Raw genomic sequence first — 19065 nt, forward strand, 5'->3', positions numbered from 1 at the left:
GTCATTTCCATAATATTCTAATTTACCGTTACCCTAGTAATGAGTCCTCTTGACTGAATTACCATCGGTGCCATAGAAATAATATGTGCACTATGCACCTGTCACTTCAAACAAAAAAAGTAAACCAATCAAGGCTTACTTCTACAAATATAACGTCATTAGTGCCGACGAGAGGAATCGAACCTCCGACCCCAGGTTTACGATACCCGTGCTCTACCAACTGAGCTACATCGGCAAGTAGATAATTTAATAATTATCTGATAACTCCGACTGCCGGGCTCGAACCGGCGACAACCTGATTAACAGTCAGGTGCTCTACCAACTGAGCTAAGTCGGAATAATTGCTTAACACAACTATTTAATTATGCCAGTTTCCTTCTCATTTGTCAATACTTTTCAAGACATAAAAAAAGCAAACCCAGTTAGGTTTGCTTCTCATAAAACTCCGACTGTCGGGCTCGAACCGACGACAACCTGATTAACAGTCAGGTGCTCTACCAACTGAGCTAAGTCGGAATAATTGCTTAACACAACTTAACTATTATATCTAATAACTATGGTTTGTGTCAAGCTTTTTTGATAATTAATTATATTAATTAACGCATTGTTGGAAACAATAAAACATCACGAATTGTATCAGAATCAGTCAATAGCATAACTAAGCGATCAATACCAATGCCAAGACCACCTGTTGGTGGCATACCGTATTCCAAAGCCTCAATGAAGTCTTCATCAATGTTTTCAGCTTCATCATTACCGTTTTCACGCTCAGCAACTTGTGCTTCAAAACGCGCACGTTGATCAATAGGATCGTTTAATTCCGTAAAGGCATTGCCGTACTCGCTGCCCATAATGAATAACTCAAAGCGATCAGTAAATCGTGAATCATCAGCGTTTTTCTTTGCTAAAGGTGACACGTCAACCGGATGACCATAAACGAACACTGGTTGAATCAAAGTATCTTCAACAAATTCTTCAAAGAATGCGTTAATAATATGACCAACGCGCCAATACTTTTCGTATTTAACGTGCTTGTCATCAGCTAACTTTTGCGCTGTTTCAATAGACATTTCTTGCCAAAAATCAATGCCAGTTTGTTCTTTGATCAAATCAACCATGTGCTTGCGTGCAAACTTGACACCGAGATCAATTTCCGTGCCTTGATAGGTCACTTTGAGATCGTCAGACACAACTGCCGCTGCTGCCTTGAAAATACCCTCAGTTTCATCCATCACATCAGTAAAATCCATATAAGCAGCATATGTTTCCATTGTGGTAAATTCTGGGTTATGCTTTGGATCCATCCCCTCGTTACGGAAAATACGTCCCATTTCATAAACACGTTCAAAACCACCGACAACTAAACGCTTCAAATATAGTTCAGTCGCAATGCGCATATACATATCAATGTTTAAAGCATTGTGGTGTGTAATAAATGGACGTGCTGAAGCACCACCAGCCTCAGTCTGTAAAATAGGTGTTTCAACTTCCATAAAGTCTTGTGAATCCATGTAGCCGCGAATAGCCGAAATAATTTTTGAACGCAATTGAAATTTCTTAAACGACTCTTCATTAGCAATCAAGTCTAAATAGCGTTTACGGTAACGTGTCTCGACGTCAGCAATACCATGAAACTTATCAGGCATTGGTCGCAAAGCTTTTGTTAAATGAGTCAATTCTGTTGCCAAAATTGTCAATTCGCCGGCTTCTGTTTTCATGACAATACCCTTGATACCAAGGAAGTCACCCAAATCAGCACGTTTAATAATTGGGTAATTTTCACCTAAATCATCACGTTTAGCATACATTTGAATTTTACCAGAGACATCTCTGAAATCAGCAAAAATAACTTTCCCAGCCCCACGCTTAGCAATCATACGACCAGCAATAATGACTTCATGCTGGGCTGCTTCAAGCGTTTCAAGACTGCTATCATCGTATAAATCATGCAATTCTTGTGCTTTGGCTGTCCGTTCAAATCGTTTACCAAATGGATCTAAATGCAAATCGTCAACAATCGTTGCTAACTTTTGACGTCGTGCCATCATTTGATCATTAAGGGCTTTTTCTTCTACCATGTTTTTAAAGCACTTGGAATACATCGTTAAACCACCATGTCTCCGAGTGCATTTCCTCCAGTTTATTTCGTCATCTATTGACCAGTTCTAAAATTTCTCACTAACAATTACTATACCAAAAAACAGCCTTAATCTCAAAGATCAGTCAGCATTATTGGCATTAATTTCCAAAATGACGTCTTGCAATTCTTCAGGTGTAAAAAAATACCGTTTACCTGAAAACTTTCCAACAATTTCAGCACCATTATCTTCATCAATCATAGCTTGAATTTCAACAGCTGGTAGTGTTGTTAACATTTCTCTATAGGCATCTTTTGTTGGCTCTGCTGCTAAACCAACACCCGCCACCTGCAAAATTTCGACTTCACCTTCTCCAAAAATAGCTTCCAATATTTTCAAAGGTGTATAATTTTCAATCAACATATCAGACAAAGGTTTCATATTTTTTAAATCTACTTCGAGTTGATCAATTGCTTCATCAGTTGCATCGGGTAATGCTTGAACTAAAAATCCACCAGCAGATTTCACTGAATCATCATCATTCATATAAACAGAAACACCAACAACCGATGGAATTTGTTCTGATTGCGCCAAATAATACGTGAAATCGTCTCCAATTTCACCAGATATCAGCTGACTTTGACCAATATAAGGATTTGAGTATGGCGCGAATTTAGTAATCTGCAAAAAGCCATTAGTCCCTACCGCCTGCGCAACATCTAATTGATTATTATCATCAAAAATAGGCGCTAACTTATCATTTGTGACATAACCACGTACACTGCCTTTAGCATCTGCTTCAACGACAACATTGCCAATCGGCCCACGGCCATTAATCTGGATTGACATGCGTTCTTCACCTTTAAGAACAGATTGCGCGGTTAAACTTGTTGCTAACAGGCCACGGCCTAATACGACAGAGGCCAAACGAGATGTTTCATGTGCTGCGGTTGCTTGACGTACAAGATTGGTGCCATTCAAAGCAAAGGCACGGAAATATTTATTTTTAGTGATTGTTTTAATAAATTGATCTGCCATTTTTTCCCTTTCTTTTTTAAATATTATCGATTATTTAAAATAAAAAAGTTGACGCTATCGTCAACTCTTATTTTACTTATTTTCATCAACTTTGTCATCATTTGAAGAATCACTTGAATGATCTGCTTCTGAATGATCATCGTCTTCAGGTTCATCATGATTTTCAAAGCGTGCTTCCGCTTCAGAATCCTTAGCATCGACTGCTGCTTTGGCTTCATCAAATGATTTAGCTGTTGCCAACTCATCATTATCTTGAATATCTTTACGAGTAAATTTACCTGTTTCATAGATATCTTTAATTTGCTTTTCGTCCAAAGTTTCGACTTCTAGCAAGGCTTCAGCAATAGCAATCAACTTATCTTTATGTTCAGAAATGATTTTTGTGGCATCATCGAATGCCTCTTTAGACAACCGACGCACTTCTTCATCAATCAAGCGCGCTGTTTCTTCAGAATAGCCACGGTTTCCTGCTTGTTCGCCATAACCAACACTCGCGTTGCCTTCTAACTGAACCATGCCTAATTTATCTGACATACCAAATGCAGTAACCATTTGACGTGTCAATCCAGTTGCTTGTTGGAAATCATTTGAAGCACCTGAACTTGCTTCATTGAACATGAACAATTCAGCCGCTCGACCACCCATTAATCCAGCTAATTGTTCCTTAGCTTCTGAATAACGTAAATTATAGCGATCCGTCTTAGGTGTCATTAGAGCATAACCGCCAATACGACCACGCGGTACAATTGTTACTTTACGAACAATTGATGCCTCAGAACGAATAAGTCCTACTAAAGCATGACCTGCTTCATGATAGGCTGTTGTACGACGTTCTCTTTCAGACATGCTGCGATTTGTTTTAGCTGGACCTTGGAAGATACGATCTTCAGCTTCATCAATATCTGCCGCGTCCACTTTTTTCTTATTACGACGGGCTGCCAACAAGGCAGCTTCATTTAAGAGGTTTTCCAGGTCAGCACCAACATAACCTGGTGTTTGTTGCGCCACAGCTTTCAAATCAACATTATCAGCTAGTGGCTTGTTTTTGGCGTGAACATTAAGTATGGCTTCACGACCCTTAACATCCGGCGCCCCAATCAATATTTTACGATCGAATCGACCTGAACGGAGCAAGGCTGGATCTAACACATCAGAACGGTTAGTTGAAGCAAGAATGATAACACCTTCTGAGCCTTCAAAACCATCCATTTCAATCAAAATTTGGTTAAGTGTTTGTTCACGTTCATCGTTTCCACCACCCATACCAGTACCACGGCGACGACCAACAGCATCTATTTCATCAATGAAAATAATAGCTGGCGCTGATTTCTTTGCGTTTTCAAACAAATCACGAACACGTGAAGCACCAACACCAACAAACATTTCAACGAAATCTGATCCAGACATTGAAAAGAATGGCACGTTTGCTTCACCGGCAACCGCTTTAGCCAATAAGGTTTTACCAGTTCCCGGAGGGCCTTCAAGTAAAACACCCTTTGGAATACGGGCACCTAAACTAACGAATTTTTTAGGTGACTTTAAGAATTCAACAACTTCAACTAATTCTTGTTTTTCTTCTTCTGCACCAGCAACATCAGAAAAACGTACTTTATTATCTTTTGGATCTGACGGTTTAGCTTTAGATTTACCAAAGCTCATCATACCGCCTTGACCACCCTTGCCACCTGCTTGACTCATCATCAGATAAAAAACACCAACAATCAGTACAATTGGCACAACTGAAACTAGGAGATTTAACCAAAATCCAGATGATTCCTGTTGTTTAGTTACCAGATCAGTTTTAGTCGTTTTAGCTGTGTCTGTCACTGACTTCAACGATGCATCATTTGGTAATACAGTTGAAGTAAACTTTGTGACTTTTTGTGACTGCTGTAAAATACTAAAACCTTTATCTGATTTAACAGTCTTTGCTTTTCTATACTCACCAGAAATGTTATAAATACCATTGCCCGGCTGAACTGTGATTGACTTAAGGTCTTTATCGCTCAATGCTTTCAAAAATTCGCTTGATGTTAAGGTTTTAGAAGTTGACTTATCGTTACCAAACAAACCATAAATCATACCAACCACAGCAAGAAAAATGAAAACATAGAAGATAGAACTCTTTAAGAAACCACCTTTTTGATTATTATTCATGAAGTTTCCCCAATTTCTAGAAGTTACTTAGTATAAACTTCTTTTTTCAAAATGCCAACATATGGCAAGTTCCGATACAACTCTTTGTAATCTAAACCATAGCCAACAACAAACTCATTGCGCACATTGAAACCAACATAATCAGCCTCAATGTCTACTTTTCGTCCAGCCTTTTTATCAAGTAACGTAGCCACTTTAATGGACGCTGCACCACGTTTTGCGAGTAACGCTTTCATAAAGAGTAAAGATTGGCCAGTGTCTACAATGTCTTCTAAGATAATGACTTGACGTCCCATGATATCAGAACGAATATCAGTCACTAGGGTGATTTCATCTGTACTCTTAACACCACCATGATAGCTTGACACATTGATAAATTCTAAATCAATATACAAATCTACCTCGCGTAATAAATCGGCTGTCCAAAGATAGGCACCCTTTAGCACTGACAACACAACTGGCTTTTCCCCAGCATAGTCTTGTGTAATTTGTTGACCTAATCGTACTGCTGCATCGTGTATGTTAGCTTGATCAAACAATACTTCTTGTATATCATTATTCACTACTTTTCCTCAATTCGCCATGCTAACCAATATGGTTTCACATCTTGTTTGCTAACAAAATCCGCATTCACACGCCAATGTTTACGCATTTTGACTGCGATAACCTCATCATTTTGAGTTGCCAAGACTTGCATATCTTGACGTTCTAACGTTGACAATTTCTCATCAATTGCTAACCGTCGCAACTTTTTATGTCCATGTACGAGTGCCAGTTTATCACTGGTTTTCACTGGACGCAAATATAATTGTGTCGGCAATTGCGCTAGATTAAATGAGAAGCATTGTTCATCGCTGTTTGGTTCAGAATTTGTCCACAAAAACGTGTTTTCTGCGAAATTTTGCCACTGGTTTAATTTTAACATAATTGGTGGCAAAACTTGCAGTGTATTTGTCATTTTTGTACTGTTTTCGAGATGAATATATTGATAAGACTTAACAAAGTTAACATTTTTCGATAATTGTACCGTACCAGTAGGCTTTTTATCGTTATTAAGTAACTGAATGACTTGCAAAATCTGTGCTTGCTTAAACTGATAAATACCTTTTTTTTGAATATAATGTTTAATCGTCGGTTCTAGCCAAATATTGGGAATAGCTTGCCAACTATTCTCAATTGCTTGCACATATATTTCAACTTGAGCAGTGATTAAATCATCTTGTTTTTTGATTTGCTGAGCAAATGCATTAATATGAGGAACCACACGGGGATTAATTTTTTTAAGTTGTGGAATAATGATTTGTCGCAGAAAATTTCGAGGGGTATACATGGCATCATGATTTGTTTTGTCTTCATGCCAATTTAAGTTGTGATTTTGTGCATAACTAACCAATTCCTGCTTAGTTATCAACAAAAAAGGTCTAACAATCCGCCGATTTTGTTGCCGCATGCCAGCTAATTGCATCAATTGTCCACCACGTATTAACTTTAATAATACCGTTTCTGCTTGATCATCTGCATGATGTGCCACTACGACAGTCGCCGTATGGTATTTACTAGCCAGTTGCTCAAAAAATTGATACCTGAAATCACGTGCTTGCTTTTCTACTGCAGTATCTGGCACATTCAACCATGCTGTTTGTTCAAATATTGCATGATATTTATCTGCTAAGTGACGGACGAATTTTTCGTCCGCATCACTTTCCTCACGTAAATGGTAGTTAACATGGGCAACAACAAGTTTTGTATCTGGCAACTGCTGGCGTAATGTATGCAATAGCACAACAGAATCGACACCACCAGAAACAGCCACAATAATTGTGGCTTCCCAATGATGTAATTGTAATTGTTTTTGAATTTTTTCAGTCATTATAGAAAAAGCACCAATTAGGTGCTAAATTAATTATTATCTGATGGTAAGTTATAAATTATCTCACCTTGCTTTGTGTAACCATATTTGTCACGTAAAATTTGCTGTAAGTAAGTCGGATCATCTAAACGTTTTCGACTAGATTTCAAATCACTATTAGTCTTTTGAACAGCCGTTAAGCGATCTTGAGAAGCAGTTAACGTCACATTTGCCGTATGCAGTTTAACTTGGCTAATCAACAATTGTATCGCAAAGATTGTTGCAAAAACTGCACCAAAAAAGAGAATCTTCTTCTCACGATTAGCATGTGCCCTTTGATAATGCTTTTTAGCTTGCATATTGGCCGGTTCAGAATTACGAATAATAGCTCGTATCTCTGGGTTAACACGCTGTTTATGCGATTGTCTTCTGTTGTAAGTCGACATATTTCACCTATCCCTAGTGTGACATGTTCTTAGCATTTTTTCAACAATCTTTAGATTTGTTTAAACATTAAGTTATTTTTCATCACTAGTTTCTCGAAAATCTTGTGAAAAAGTCTCACTCACAATTTCATACATATCGGCAGAAGCCTCTTTTTTTGTTGTTTCAACAATTTTAGCTACCTTCACTGTCAAAGTTTTATTTCCAAATCGCACCTCAAGCTCATCATTTGTCGAAACATCTGATGACGATTTAGCCACTTTACCATTAATTGAAATACGGCCTTGATCAGCAATTTCTTTAGCAACTGTTCGACGCTTAATTAAGCGTGACACTTTTAAATATTTATCTAAACGCATAGTTTTTTCCTCTTGATATTCTTAATTTTTATGACAAAATTTCATTTCGTTACTTGCTGACGTGTGATTACGACCAACAAAAAATCACGTAAAATATTCAACCAAATACTACTCTCAGCCACATCATTGACTGTTATGCTAATTTGTAAATTACCGGTCTCTGTTCGCACCGCCACCTTTAATGGCACATTGGCCAATGTTTCAAAAATTGCTTCACCGGCTAATGTCGACGTCGCATCAGAATTAAATACTATTGCTAACTGTTGCTTCTGTCGTCTTATATTCGTTACTTGTGCCTGATCAGCCAGTTGTTTGATTTGACCAACAAGCAAAAGCCTAGCCACTTCATCTGGCATATCACCAAAACGGTCAAGCATGTCAGTTTCGATTTCTTCAAATTCTTTATCTGTTCGTGCTTGACGAATACGTGTATATAATTCAATTTTTTGTGCATTATCGGGCACATAAGTATCTGGTAAGTAAGCCAGTACGCCAAGAATTAATTCGGCATCTGTTTCTGTTGGTTTGCTCGTTGTCACTGTTTGGCCCTGTTTTGTGGCAACAGCGTCTTTTAACATCTTCGTATACATATCATAACCAACTGAATCGATGAACCCATGCTGTTGTTTACCCAGTATATCACCTGCGCCACGAATACTTAAATCACGCATGGCAATACGGAATCCTGAACCCAATTCTGTAAAATCACGAATCGCTTCTAGACGTTTCTCCGCTTCTTCACTTGGTGTTCTTGAAAACGGATAAGTAAAGTAGGCGTATGCTAAACGAGCTGAACGGCCGACACGACCACGTAGTTGATATAGTTGTGACAAACCCATATGATCTGCGTTTTCAACAATTAACGTATTTGCATTGGGAATATCAACACCTGTTTCGATAATTGTTGTTGTGACTAAAACATCATAGTTGCCATTTAAGAAATCGTATAAAACACTTTCTAACTGTGTTTCAGACATTTGTCCATGAATGGCACCAACACGTGCAGATGGCACTAAATCCTCTATTTGACTAGCAACACGATCAATGTCGGCTACGCGATTATGCAAATAAAATACCTGACCACCACGGGCAAGTTCCTTTTCAATGGCATTTCTCACAATTATCCAATCTGCCTCTAGAACATAGGTTTGAATCGGATAACGATTGGCCGGAGGCGTTTCAATAATTGATAAATCTCGCGCACCAACCATCGCCATATTCAATGTTCGTGGGATCGGTGTTGCAGTTAAGGTTAATACATCAACGCTATGACGCAATTGCTTGAGCCGTTCCTTATGTTTTACCCCAAAACGTTGTTCCTCATCAATAATTAACAGACCAAGATCTAAAAAATCAACATCTTTACTCAGCAAGCGATGTGTGCCAACAACAATATCAATTTGATGTTCATTTAATTGTTTGATCACAAATTTGTTTTGTGCAGTTGTCTGGAAACGACTCAGTACGCCAATTTTAATATTTGGAAAATCATTGAAGCGTGCTAACATCGTTTCATAATGTTGTTGGACTAAAATTGTTGTTGGTGCTAAAAATGCCACCTGTTTTCCCGCATGTACTGCTTTAAAAACTGCACGCAAGGCCACCTCTGTTTTGCCAAAGCCAACATCCCCTACTAATAGACGATCCATTGGTCGCACTTTTTGCATGTCAACTTTAATTTCTTCAATAGAGCGGATTTGATCTGGTGTTTCTGGATAACCAAATGCCATGTCAAATTTCAATTGTTCTGTATCATCTGGCGGAAAAGCATATCCCTGTTGCGCTTCACGCTTGGCATAAAGATCTAATAAATCATCAGCAATATCTTCAATTTTTGCTGCCACTTGGCGCTTAGTTTTAGCCCATTCAACACCCCCGAGTTTATTTAATTTAGGTGCTTTTGCAGCATCTGACGCACCAATATACTTCTGGATTAAATTCAACTGCGTGACTGGAATAAAAATCTTAGCATTTTTTTGATAGGCAATAGATAAATAATCTTGTTTACCACCATCAACTGTCATTGTCTGTAAACCTTCATAACGACCAATACCATGATTGATATGAACAACGTAGTCACCAACATTTAATTCACTATATGACTTTAAACGCTCCGCATTATTAATTTTACGCTGTCTTGGCGCCACTTGCCGAGTTTGAGTAAACAATTCATGTGCTGTTAATACGATTAAATGTAATTTAGGCCATTCAAATCCTATGGCCAGGTTGCCTTTCATTATCTGCGCCTGATTTGGTTGAACCTGACGGGTTTCAATAATTGGTACCTTAAAATCACTTAAAGACTCGCTGAGATGGTGGCTTTGTTTTTCATCGTTAATCAATAAAATAACCGTCATACCCGCATCTTGTGCATACTGTAAATCAGTTCTAAGTGTCTCAATTTGACCATAGTATTGGTTAGCCGGCCGAGTAGTGACTTCTTCAATATTGGTGAACTTAATGTTATTCAAGCCACGTTGAAAATTTGCTAAATAAATAACCGCACTTTGATTTTGCGTTAACAGATCAGCAAAGTCTGCGCGTAACACTTGTCCAGGAATGAGTTGATAGGCTGACAACTGCTTGTCTAACCATTCTTGATCATAAGTTAACTGTTGGATCTGCATATCTTTTAATCGCGTGAATTCATCCACAAAGACCAAAACATCATCCGAAAAATAATCCAATAAAGTTGTTTCACCCTCAAAAAAATGGGTCGCATAAGGTAATAATTGGTTCACACGCCCATGCTCATTTAACACATGTTGTGTTGCTGAAAATCCTTCTGTCGCATGTTTTTTTGCAACACCAGTCAGCTCTTTGCGATAGTTATTAAATGCCGTCTCAATCGTTTGTTTAGCAATATCATACTGCGTCTCTGAGACAATGAAATCAGTCGCTGGCTGCACATGATATTTTTTAAGTACAGTCGTACTTTTTTGTGTCGATACATCAAAATTTTTCAATTGGTCCAATTCATCATCAAAAAAGTCTAAACGAATAGGCTCATCACTAGTCAATGGGTAAATATCAATAATAGAACCACGTTGTGCAAATTCACCAGCACCTTGCACTAATTTTGTAGGTGTATAACCCATCATCATTAAGGTTTTTTTGATATCATTTAACTGATAAGTTTGACCAACTGTCAATGACAATTTCGCCGCATCAACTGTTTCTGGTTTGGGTAGTAAACGTTCAACTCCAGCTAGACTTGTCACAATAACTTTAGCCTCGCCTTTTCGCAAGGCTAATAAACTAGCAACTCGCTGCAATCGTAGGTCAGGTGAACTAATAGCAATTTCTGTTGCCAAAGACTCTTCTGCAGGAAAATTAAAAACATTTGTCATAAGACTTGATAAATCTGAAAATAGTTGATCAGCATGCACTTGTGTGTCTGTAACGACTAACATTTGACGTGGATTTTCTTGATATAAGGCTGCGACGCTCGCAGCTCGTGCACTACCATTGACGCCTAAAAGCAACTGTGAAGAACCATCAGTCGCTTGCTCATTAAGATGTTTAATTGTATCCGATTGCGCTAAAAAATGAGTTAACATACTTTAAAATTTGTTCCCCTATCAGTCGTTTGATATACGCGTTAAATTATTCTTAAATATTAGCCGTTATATTTATTACTCAATTCTGATACGCCGTTACCTTGAATCCATTCTTCTATTGCCAATGTGCTACGATCTAACATATGATTAACATCATCAGTTTCAGCGCGTGAAAATTTGCCTAAAACATAATGAATGACTGCCTGCTGTTCATGATTTGGATGCCCTAAACCAAACTTAAGTCGTAAAAATGTTTGTGAGCCAGTATGTGCCATGATGGATTTCAAACCATTATGACCACCTGCTGACCCTTTTGCGCGAAAACGCAATTTACTAAAAGGTAAATCCATATCATCAACTAACACCATCACATCAGTGTTGATGTCACCCCCATAGTAATCTAATATTGCGCGAACTGCTTTACCAGAGTCATTCATATACGTCGTTGGCTTAACCAATACCACTTGCTCACCATCAACAGTTAACTTCGCTATTGTAGCAAATTGTTTGCTAGGTGCAAATGACACACTGTGCGCTGACGCAAAGGCATCAATAGCCATAAATCCAATATTATGCCTTGTTTTATCATATTCTAAACCAATATTACCTAATCCAATGATATATTTCATATTAATTATACGCGTTTCCTTACTAAAATTCTCAATCTTAACTACCAGTATAACAGAATTCTGTGTTATCATGATATATGGCTATTTAATGATAAAAAAATTAATTTTAGGATAAGTATATGCTCCATGAAACTTTAATCACCCCAAAGTCAGAACTAACTACCGTGACTGAAAATACAACTATTGCACAAGTGAACGATTTATTTAATTCACCAAGCGAGTCACATACGCGTACTATGCCAATTTTAGATGAATCTGGCAACCTTTTTCGTGGCAATGTTTATAAGCAGCATGTGTACGAACATATTGCTAAAAATGGTGATATGAACCTGCCAGTCACGACAATTATGCGCAATTCAACTAAGTTTATTTATACAACCAGTCAATTTTATGAGGTTTTTTTTGCCATTCGCGACCTGCCTTTTATTGCTGTACTAGATGATAATCATCATTTTACCGGCATATTCACACACGATGCATTAATGGATTTATTATCGCAAAGTTGGTCTGTTCGCACTGGTGGTGTTGCCCTCTCTGTTGCAACACATAAAGCACAAGGCGATCTTAAAAAAATTTCGACAATCATAGCCAAATATTCAAATATTGAATCTGTGTTAAGTTTACAGCCATCAAATGGCACCATTACTTTAATGTTCACCTTACCACTTGTATTTGATAGTATCACATTACAAAAACTCGTTAAACATTTAGAAAAAAGACACTTTGAAGTGATCAGTATTGAAAATTTACAACGTTTTAACTAAAAAAAGCCCTAACGGGCTTTTTTTATAACCATATACCAGCTAAAATAACTATTGTCATGCCACACATCACGATGACTAAGTTTTTAATAGCCAAAACAAAGGTTTCTTGCTTCACCGGTCGTCTAATAAACGCACGTGCATTTTTAATGACAATTGGCAATAATATCACCATAGCATAGCTCGTAATCGGTAACCAGCCAACTGACGTCGCAATTATAATCTCAATAAAAGCAGCGATTGTCCAAAACACATAGACTTTTTTACTTGACTCAATACCAATATAATGGACAAGTGTTTGTCGTTGATTCTCCTCATCTTCATCGTGGTCTGCAATGTTGTTAGCAAACATAATTTCGGCAATGAAAATAGTTAAAGGTAAACTAACAATTAACCATTGGAACAGGACATTTACTGTGGGTACCATACGTGTATTGACGTAAACTTGTGCGATAAAAATGAAATATCCCATTGTTATACCAGACACAACTTCACCAAACGGTGTGTTTGTAATTGGTTTTGGACCAGCAGAATATAGATAACCAATCAAAAAACTAATAATACCAATAATCCAAGTAATATAATCCGTTCTGAATGCAACAGCAATACCAGCTAAAACAGCAATACCAGCTAAAGTTTCAGCAACATGAAGCACTTGCTTATTAGTTATTACCTCACCTTGCGCCTTTTCACGTAAAAATTCATTGGATTTTTGACGTTTTGCATCTTCATATCGGTTAAATGTATTAACTGCCAGATGTACACTGATGGTTGCAATAATTAATAACACTGCATTCAACCAATTGACGCGAGCATATTGCCATTGACTGTACGCCAAGCCAACCATCAAGGGTGCAACGCTAGGAATTACCACGCGAATTTCAACTAAATCTAAAAACTGTTTTGGTGTCATTCTTAATTTAAACCTCTAATAAAACATTTTACCAGAAAATAACCCCAAACGGTTTCTCATATCTTGATTTTTATAACAGACTACAAATTATTTAGTAGTGAAGACTTGGTAAGCTTCACGCAAACTACTAGCATACTCGCCATTGTCACGCATTGGTGCGTCCATAGCAAATCCCAACAAAAAGTCCTGCACGTCGTCATCAATCAATTGTTCCGCCAAGGACATCAAGTCATCAGACGTTGGCACATCAACATTATTTTTGAGCGTTGCAACACCAATATCACCATAATTTAGCTCTGCACGAAAACCTACGCCAGCTGACTTAATATCAACGTAAATATTTTCATCTTTATCAATCCATACGCGAAAAGGTGCTTGGCTTTCAAATGTGTAGGGAATATTAATAATTTCGGCGGCAGCAGTCAATGCTTCGCCTTGTTCTTTTTCAGTTAAGCCGTGTTTTTTCATTATCATGATCCTTATTTTCATTTTTTGACCATGTCAGACAACTTGCACAGTCTACCTTAACTATGCACCTTATTACAAAATTTGCAAGTTATAGCTCTTATAACAAGAGGCTATAAAGCAAGTTTCATCATTGTGCGTCTCCTGATTATTTTTATTTCACAAGTACTTGTTCTTTATACTTAATCGCGTTATATTGTATTTATATGAAAAAGGAGCTCATAATGTCTTCAGAAATAACAAAACAACAAATCGCTGAATTTAAACAATCAGCACAATCACCGTTAACGACAATCGCTCGTCGTGCTACCACAAAAAACGGGATTCACAATGCAAGTTTTAATCAAGAAATTGTTAATGCAAATGTACCGACTTTTTCAATTGATTTGAACACGGGTAAAGTAGCCAATCAGAAAAAATCTGGCCGTTGCTGGATGTTTGCCGCACTTAATACGATGCGTCATGATATTAAAGATTTATTCCATTTAGATGGTGATTTTCAGTTGTCTCAAAGCTACACTTTTTTTTGGGATAAATTTGAAAAGGCTAATTACTTTTACGAAAATGTGCTAAACACTGCTAATGCCCCTCTTGACTCACGCCAGGTTTCTTTTTTAATGGCAACGCCACAACAAGATGGTGGTCAGTGGGATATGATTGTATCACTGATCGAAAAATACGGTGTCGTACCTCAATCTGTTTACCCAGAGTCAGCAGCAACATCAGATTCTCATGAGTTTAACATAACATTTAACACCTTATTACGCCATGATGCGATTATATTACGTGAACTTGTGTCTCAAAAATCATCGCAGAGTGATATAGACCGCACACGTAAAAATATGTTATCTCATATTTACCGTGTCTTATCGATTACATTTGGTGAACCACCAGTCACTTTTGATTTTGAATACCGTGATACTGAAAAGCAATTTCAAATTGAACGACAGTTAACACCACAAACTTACTTTGAAAAATTTGTTAACTGGGACTTGTCAGAATATATATCAATTATTAACGCGCCAACCGCAGATAAGCCCTTCAATGCAACGTACAATGTTGACATGTTAGGTAATGTTATTGGTGGTCGTCAAGTGAAACATTTAAATGTGCCTATTGAGACAATGAAATCATTTGCTATCGCGCAACTAAAAGATGGCAAATCCGTCTGGTTCGGTGTTGACATGGGTCCGCAAGTCGATCGTACAAGTGGTCTCATGGCTGACGGTATTTTTGCCACAGATGACTTATTCCAAGTTCATTCAGATATGACAAAAGCGCAGCGTTTAGCCTATGGCGACAGCTTGATGACACATGCCATGGTTTTGACAGGTGTTGATTTGGATGACAATGGTCACCCAATAAAATGGCAAGTTGAAAACTCATGGGGTGAAGAAGCCGGCAAAAATGGTTACTTCACAATGTCAGATGAATGGATGAGCGAATACGCCTATCAAGTTGTTGTCAAAAAAGAATATCTTGGTCCAGAATTAGTCGATATCTACGATAATGCCACACCAAAACTATTAGCACCATGGGATCCCATGGGTGCCTTAGCATAAATAATTCTGCGACTATAACATGTCAGAGTTAAAGTTAGCATCAATCATTGCATCAGGTGCTAACTTTTTTAGTGTCTTTAAACTCATTTTCACGGTACTTGTGCTTGTATAAAAATATCATTCTTTGAAAATTCGTCTCACCAAAAATATAAGTTCCTAATACCAGTTCCTTGGTAGCATTTGTTAACAATCCCAATAGGATTTTGTCAATTCCAGGCGTATAAGACTGTTTCAATTTTTCTGAAAGTTGATAAAACTTGAGAAATAAATCCAAGGGAAAGCCTTTAATCCTAAACGTTCCAATAATAATATTTGATTCTTGAATATTCCAATTAACCTTAGTACACCAATAATATATGGAATCATCCTTAACCATTAAGATCGTTTCCTTCCAGTAAAGATACCTACAAATGTAAATGCGGTAATAATCCAAGCAGCTAGTAAAAATGTTTGTGTGAAAGCACGAGTTAGTTGATTGTTCTTCAAATATTTGAGCTGCACGAACAAATCTTTAAGTCGTTCACCAATATCTAGCCTCGAAACACCTTGATTTATATTCGTAATCGACGTGTTGATTTTTCCTTTTTGCGATAGTGTTGTAGCCAGTTTTTCTTGTGCTTGTAACAACTGTTGTTGCGGATTTGATTCCTCTTTTGCCATCAAATCAGTTAATTTTTTTCTGAAATCAGTCGCATTATGAATTGTTGAATCCGTTCCAGCCTGATAAATAACTATTAACCCTGACAACTGACGCATACTCGTTTCTTTATTAGATGAGTCTGACATGTCATTTAGGATACCTAATTGTTGTTGATACCCCATCAAAACTGTTGCTGCACTTGGATTGCTTTTAACTAATGTATATAGAACGTCTGTATTGGCTGTTTCTATTTCTTTCTGTACACTTACGATTTGATCAGACGCTCTTGAGACTGTCTCAGGTTTATCTTCAAATTGTTTCTGAAGATCAGACAAACCATTATGAATTTTTCGCAAATTGTTATCTTGCGGTGATTCTCTTGTAGTTGTCTGTGTCACTAGCTTAGCCACATCACGCTTAAGCGAATTCTGAAAATCAGGCTTGCTTTTTATTTCTTTTGACTCAATTCCCTTAGTAACACGATCATTAATTAAAGTTGCAATGTTTTCAGGCAACTTTTTTCCGGTAACCTGTTTAATTGAGTCATGTCGAATGATTGTTTTTTCAACATCGACATTGTGAGTCATTGTGCCGACCAACAAAGCAATACCCAAACACGTGCCCAACTGTCTAGCGGCATTGACCACACCCGAAGCAATACCAGCTTTATTTTCTGGAATATACTGAACGGCTGCCACGATTGATAAACAAGCAAAACCAAATCCGATACCCAACACAATCATATAACCAACCATGAATTGTTTTGTGGTAGTTGACGACAATGTTGCTAATAAAAACATACTGACTGCCATCAATCCCATTCCAGTAGTAATAACGATTCGATACCCGATTTTTTCAGCCAACTGAGAACCGATTGGCATTGAGATCATGACAGTAATTGACATAAACATAATAATGTATGACGTATTTAGCGCACTATAATCTCGAATATCTTCCAAGTAAAAATTAAAAATCAATGATGAACAAACAATCGCAAATCCACACATAAAGTAAATCATTGTCGATGCAAAAAAGGTAATTTCCTTAAACAAATGTAATTCAATTAAAGGTGATTTTACTTTCCTTTCAATTAAAAAAAAGATGATGAGTGAAACCAACGAACCGCCCATTAAAATAAAACTATTGCGAGATTGCCAGCCTATATCGTAGCCCTTGACCAAAAGAAAAGTTAACAATGATAAACCCAAAGTAAGGAAAAGTAACCCACCAAAATCAATTTTCTTTGAAATAGTTGGGTCAACAGATTCTTCAAAACAACTCAACAATAAAATAAAAGTTATTATTACAATGGGAGTATTTACAAAAAAAATCCATTGCCAACTTAAAAATTTAAGTAATAATCCCCCAATAGGAGGTCCTGCTGCTGCTGCAACTGCCGTAACTGCACCGATAATTCCAACTGCCTGATTGGCTTGTTTACGTCCGAAAAGTTCAACTGATAGTGGAATCATAATTGGTGTCACAATCGCACCACCAACTCCCTGAATAAGTCGCATGATAATTAATATCGGTAAACTATTTGAAAAACCACATAACATCGATCCCACGCCGAAAATAATCAGACCGACTGCCATAGTTTTCTTTCTACCAAATTGATCACCAAATTTTGAAGCAGGAATGATGACAACGGACATTACCAATACGTAAATTGTGCTAATCCAATTTGTATCGGTTAAATTTGACTTAAAAAAATCTGTCATATTTGGCAAGGCAATATTAGTAATAGTTGTATCTAATGTCACCATAAACATAATGAGTGACAAGGTAATTAATCCAAAAATTTTTTTCTTACTTGAAAACATCTACAAAAGTCCTCCATTATTCTTTGTGTTTCTATTAGATACAGTTTACAAAGGAAACACAAGTAGCAAAAAAATTCGCTCTATTCGGCTGATTCTTTTCTTTCTTCTAAAATTTTTATAAACAGCTGTTCTGTATCATTACCGACTTTTTCAAGGTCATTCAAAATTTCATCTGGTAACCCAGTATATATCTGAGCAATACTTTTATTTAATTCTTTTGAATAACGCTGATGTGCTTGAAAAACTTGATTGCCTTTATCCGTCAACGTTATCACAACCTCATTTTCTGTCACCGGAGAGATTGCCTTATTAACTAAGCCGCGATTTCTAAGATTTTGAATTCTTTTTGAAACAGCGCCTTTGGTGATTCCTTGCATCAATGCTAATCGAGTAACGTTGATATTAGGTTTATTACCAATCATCTCAATTGTATGAACCTCTGAAACATGTAGTTGCGTGTCGGTGCCATAAGCGAATGGTGTTTTTTCGATCTCATTATAGCGGTTCACAATTCGTAAAAAAACATCACTTAATTCTGCTAACATTTCCTTTTTCAATTTCAGTCCTCGAAAATATTTATTTTTAATGCAAAATAAGCTTACTACTTTTTGTTTCCTTTGTAAACACATTCCATTAGAAACACATCGATTTTAAGATTTGAGACTATAATTTGTGGATTCTCAATATCAATGCCAACTTCATGTTCATTTGAAAGATAAATTGCTACATAATGGTTTTCATGTGCATAATTAAAGAAAGCGTGATCAAATTTATAAACGGTTTATTA

At 37.1% G+C, this 19065-nt stretch carries 16 protein-coding genes and 3 tRNA genes; 2 read left to right on the plus strand and 17 right to left on the minus strand.

Annotated features, from left to right (window positions below; all coding sequences use genetic code 11):
- Window positions 1-162: 162 nt before the first annotated feature.
- The 12 genes from EUI_RS0104180 to pth all read right to left on the minus strand — a co-directional run bounded on the left by EUI_RS0104180 (window position 163) and on the right by pth (window position 12114).
- Window positions 163-235 (minus strand) — tRNA-Thr (locus EUI_RS0104180).
- Window positions 236-264: 29 nt separating this feature from the next.
- Window positions 265-337: transfer RNA gene (locus EUI_RS0104185), tRNA-Asn, on the minus strand.
- 106 nt (window positions 338-443) lie between these two features.
- A tRNA-Asn gene (locus EUI_RS0104190) sits at window positions 444-516 on the minus strand.
- Between the two features lie 80 nt (window positions 517-596).
- The gene (gene lysS / locus EUI_RS0104195) at window positions 597-2078 is read right to left on the minus strand and encodes a lysine--tRNA ligase (RefSeq protein ID WP_010016332.1); all 1482 of its coding nucleotides are present in this window, start codon (window positions 2076-2078) and stop codon (window positions 597-599) included.
- Window positions 2079-2219: 141 nt separating this feature from the next.
- Complete coding sequence (hslO, locus tag EUI_RS0104200) at window positions 2220-3116, minus strand: Hsp33 family molecular chaperone HslO (RefSeq protein WP_010016333.1); 897 nt, start codon at window positions 3114-3116, stop codon at window positions 2220-2222.
- Between the two features lie 72 nt (window positions 3117-3188).
- Window positions 3189-5273 (minus strand): ATP-dependent zinc metalloprotease FtsH, encoded by a 2085-nt coding sequence (gene ftsH / locus EUI_RS0104205; RefSeq protein WP_010016334.1) that lies wholly within the window; start codon window positions 5271-5273, stop codon window positions 3189-3191.
- A 23-nt stretch (window positions 5274-5296) separates the two neighbouring features.
- Window positions 5297-5836, minus strand: a complete 540-nt coding sequence (gene hpt / locus EUI_RS0104210; RefSeq protein ID WP_010016335.1) for a hypoxanthine phosphoribosyltransferase — start codon at window positions 5834-5836, stop codon at window positions 5297-5299.
- Complete coding sequence (gene tilS, locus EUI_RS0104215; RefSeq protein WP_010016336.1) at window positions 5836-7143, minus strand: tRNA lysidine(34) synthetase TilS; 1308 nt, start codon at window positions 7141-7143, stop codon at window positions 5836-5838. Before tilS ends, hpt begins: the two co-directional genes overlap by 1 nt.
- A 29-nt stretch (window positions 7144-7172) precedes the next feature.
- Entirely contained in the window at window positions 7173-7568 is a 396-nt protein-coding gene (locus EUI_RS0104220; RefSeq protein WP_010016337.1) for an FtsB family cell division protein, read from the minus strand.
- 72 nt (window positions 7569-7640) lie between these two features.
- The gene (locus tag EUI_RS0104225) at window positions 7641-7925 is read right to left on the minus strand and encodes an RNA-binding S4 domain-containing protein (RefSeq protein WP_010016338.1); all 285 of its coding nucleotides are present in this window, start codon (window positions 7923-7925) and stop codon (window positions 7641-7643) included.
- A gap of 41 nt (window positions 7926-7966) precedes the next feature.
- Window positions 7967-11485, minus strand: a complete 3519-nt coding sequence (mfd, locus tag EUI_RS0104230; protein WP_010016339.1) for a transcription-repair coupling factor — start codon at window positions 11483-11485, stop codon at window positions 7967-7969.
- A 59-nt stretch (window positions 11486-11544) separates the two neighbouring features.
- Window positions 11545-12114, minus strand: a complete 570-nt coding sequence (gene pth / locus EUI_RS0104235) for an aminoacyl-tRNA hydrolase (protein WP_010016340.1) — start codon at window positions 12112-12114, stop codon at window positions 11545-11547.
- 119 nt (window positions 12115-12233) lie between these two features.
- Between pth and cbpA the strand changes: the two genes are divergently transcribed.
- Window positions 12234-12878, plus strand: a complete 645-nt coding sequence (gene cbpA, locus EUI_RS0104240) for a cyclic di-AMP binding protein CbpA (protein ID WP_010016341.1) — start codon at window positions 12234-12236, stop codon at window positions 12876-12878.
- A gap of 22 nt (window positions 12879-12900) precedes the next feature.
- Here cbpA and EUI_RS0104245 read toward each other — a convergent pair whose 3' ends face one another.
- Complete coding sequence (locus EUI_RS0104245; protein ID WP_010016343.1) at window positions 12901-13788, minus strand: prenyltransferase; 888 nt, start codon at window positions 13786-13788, stop codon at window positions 12901-12903.
- A gap of 87 nt (window positions 13789-13875) precedes the next feature.
- A complete protein-coding gene (locus tag EUI_RS0104250; RefSeq protein ID WP_010016344.1) occupies window positions 13876-14256 on the minus strand; it encodes a hypothetical protein in 381 nt (126 codons plus the stop codon).
- A 221-nt stretch (window positions 14257-14477) separates the two neighbouring features.
- Here EUI_RS0104250 and EUI_RS0104255 point away from each other — a divergent pair, with 221 nt between their 5' ends.
- Complete coding sequence (locus tag EUI_RS0104255; RefSeq protein ID WP_010016346.1) at window positions 14478-15815, plus strand: C1 family peptidase; 1338 nt, start codon at window positions 14478-14480, stop codon at window positions 15813-15815.
- 52 nt (window positions 15816-15867) lie between these two features.
- On the opposite strand, the gene EUI_RS10680 is transcribed toward EUI_RS0104255, so the two are convergent.
- The 3 genes from EUI_RS10680 to EUI_RS0104270 form a co-directional block, all read right to left on the minus strand.
- Window positions 15868-16191, minus strand: coding sequence for a hypothetical protein (locus EUI_RS10680; RefSeq protein ID WP_010016348.1), 324 nt, complete (start codon window positions 16189-16191; stop codon window positions 15868-15870).
- Window positions 16191-18278, minus strand: a complete 2088-nt coding sequence (locus EUI_RS0104265; protein WP_010016349.1) for an MFS transporter — start codon at window positions 18276-18278, stop codon at window positions 16191-16193. Before EUI_RS0104265 ends, EUI_RS10680 begins: the two co-directional genes overlap by 1 nt.
- Window positions 18279-18358: 80 nt before the next feature.
- Window positions 18359-18835, minus strand: a complete 477-nt coding sequence (locus EUI_RS0104270) for a MarR family winged helix-turn-helix transcriptional regulator (RefSeq protein WP_014947413.1) — start codon at window positions 18833-18835, stop codon at window positions 18359-18361.
- Window positions 18836-19065: the final 230 nt, after the last annotated feature.

Source organism: Leuconostoc gelidum subsp. gelidum KCTC 3527 (assembly GCF_000166715.1).
Taxonomy (GTDB): domain Bacteria; phylum Bacillota; class Bacilli; order Lactobacillales; family Lactobacillaceae; genus Leuconostoc; species Leuconostoc gelidum.

Excerpts from the sequence above, each read along its gene's own strand:
- hslO (WP_010016333.1), bottom strand. The coding sequence starts at position 3,116 with ATGGCAGATCAATTTATTAAAACAATCACTAAAAATAAATATTTCCGT.
- lysS (WP_010016332.1), bottom strand. The coding sequence starts at position 2,078 with ATGGTAGAAGAAAAAGCCCTTAATGATCAAATGATGGCACGACGTCAA.
- ftsH (WP_010016334.1), bottom strand. The coding sequence starts at position 5,273 with ATGAATAATAATCAAAAAGGTGGTTTCTTAAAGAGTTCTATCTTCTAT.
- EUI_RS0104255 (WP_010016346.1), top strand. The coding sequence starts at position 14,478 with ATGTCTTCAGAAATAACAAAACAACAAATCGCTGAATTTAAACAATCA.
- EUI_RS0104245 (WP_010016343.1), bottom strand. The coding sequence starts at position 13,788 with ATGACACCAAAACAGTTTTTAGATTTAGTTGAAATTCGCGTGGTAATT.
- cbpA (WP_010016341.1), top strand. The coding sequence starts at position 12,234 with ATGCTCCATGAAACTTTAATCACCCCAAAGTCAGAACTAACTACCGTG.
- EUI_RS0104265 (WP_010016349.1), bottom strand. The coding sequence starts at position 18,278 with ATGTTTTCAAGTAAGAAAAAAATTTTTGGATTAATTACCTTGTCACTC.
- mfd (WP_010016339.1), bottom strand. The coding sequence starts at position 11,485 with ATGTTAACTCATTTTTTAGCGCAATCGGATACAATTAAACATCTTAAT.
- EUI_RS0104225 (WP_010016338.1), bottom strand. The coding sequence starts at position 7,925 with ATGCGTTTAGATAAATATTTAAAAGTGTCACGCTTAATTAAGCGTCGA.
- pth (WP_010016340.1), bottom strand. The coding sequence starts at position 12,114 with ATGAAATATATCATTGGATTAGGTAATATTGGTTTAGAATATGATAAA.
- EUI_RS0104220 (WP_010016337.1), bottom strand. The coding sequence starts at position 7,568 with ATGTCGACTTACAACAGAAGACAATCGCATAAACAGCGTGTTAACCCA.
- EUI_RS0104250 (WP_010016344.1), bottom strand. The coding sequence starts at position 14,256 with ATGAAAAAACACGGCTTAACTGAAAAAGAACAAGGCGAAGCATTGACT.
- tilS (WP_010016336.1), bottom strand. The coding sequence starts at position 7,143 with ATGACTGAAAAAATTCAAAAACAATTACAATTACATCATTGGGAAGCC.
- EUI_RS10680 (WP_010016348.1), bottom strand. The coding sequence starts at position 16,191 with ATGGTTAAGGATGATTCCATATATTATTGGTGTACTAAGGTTAATTGG.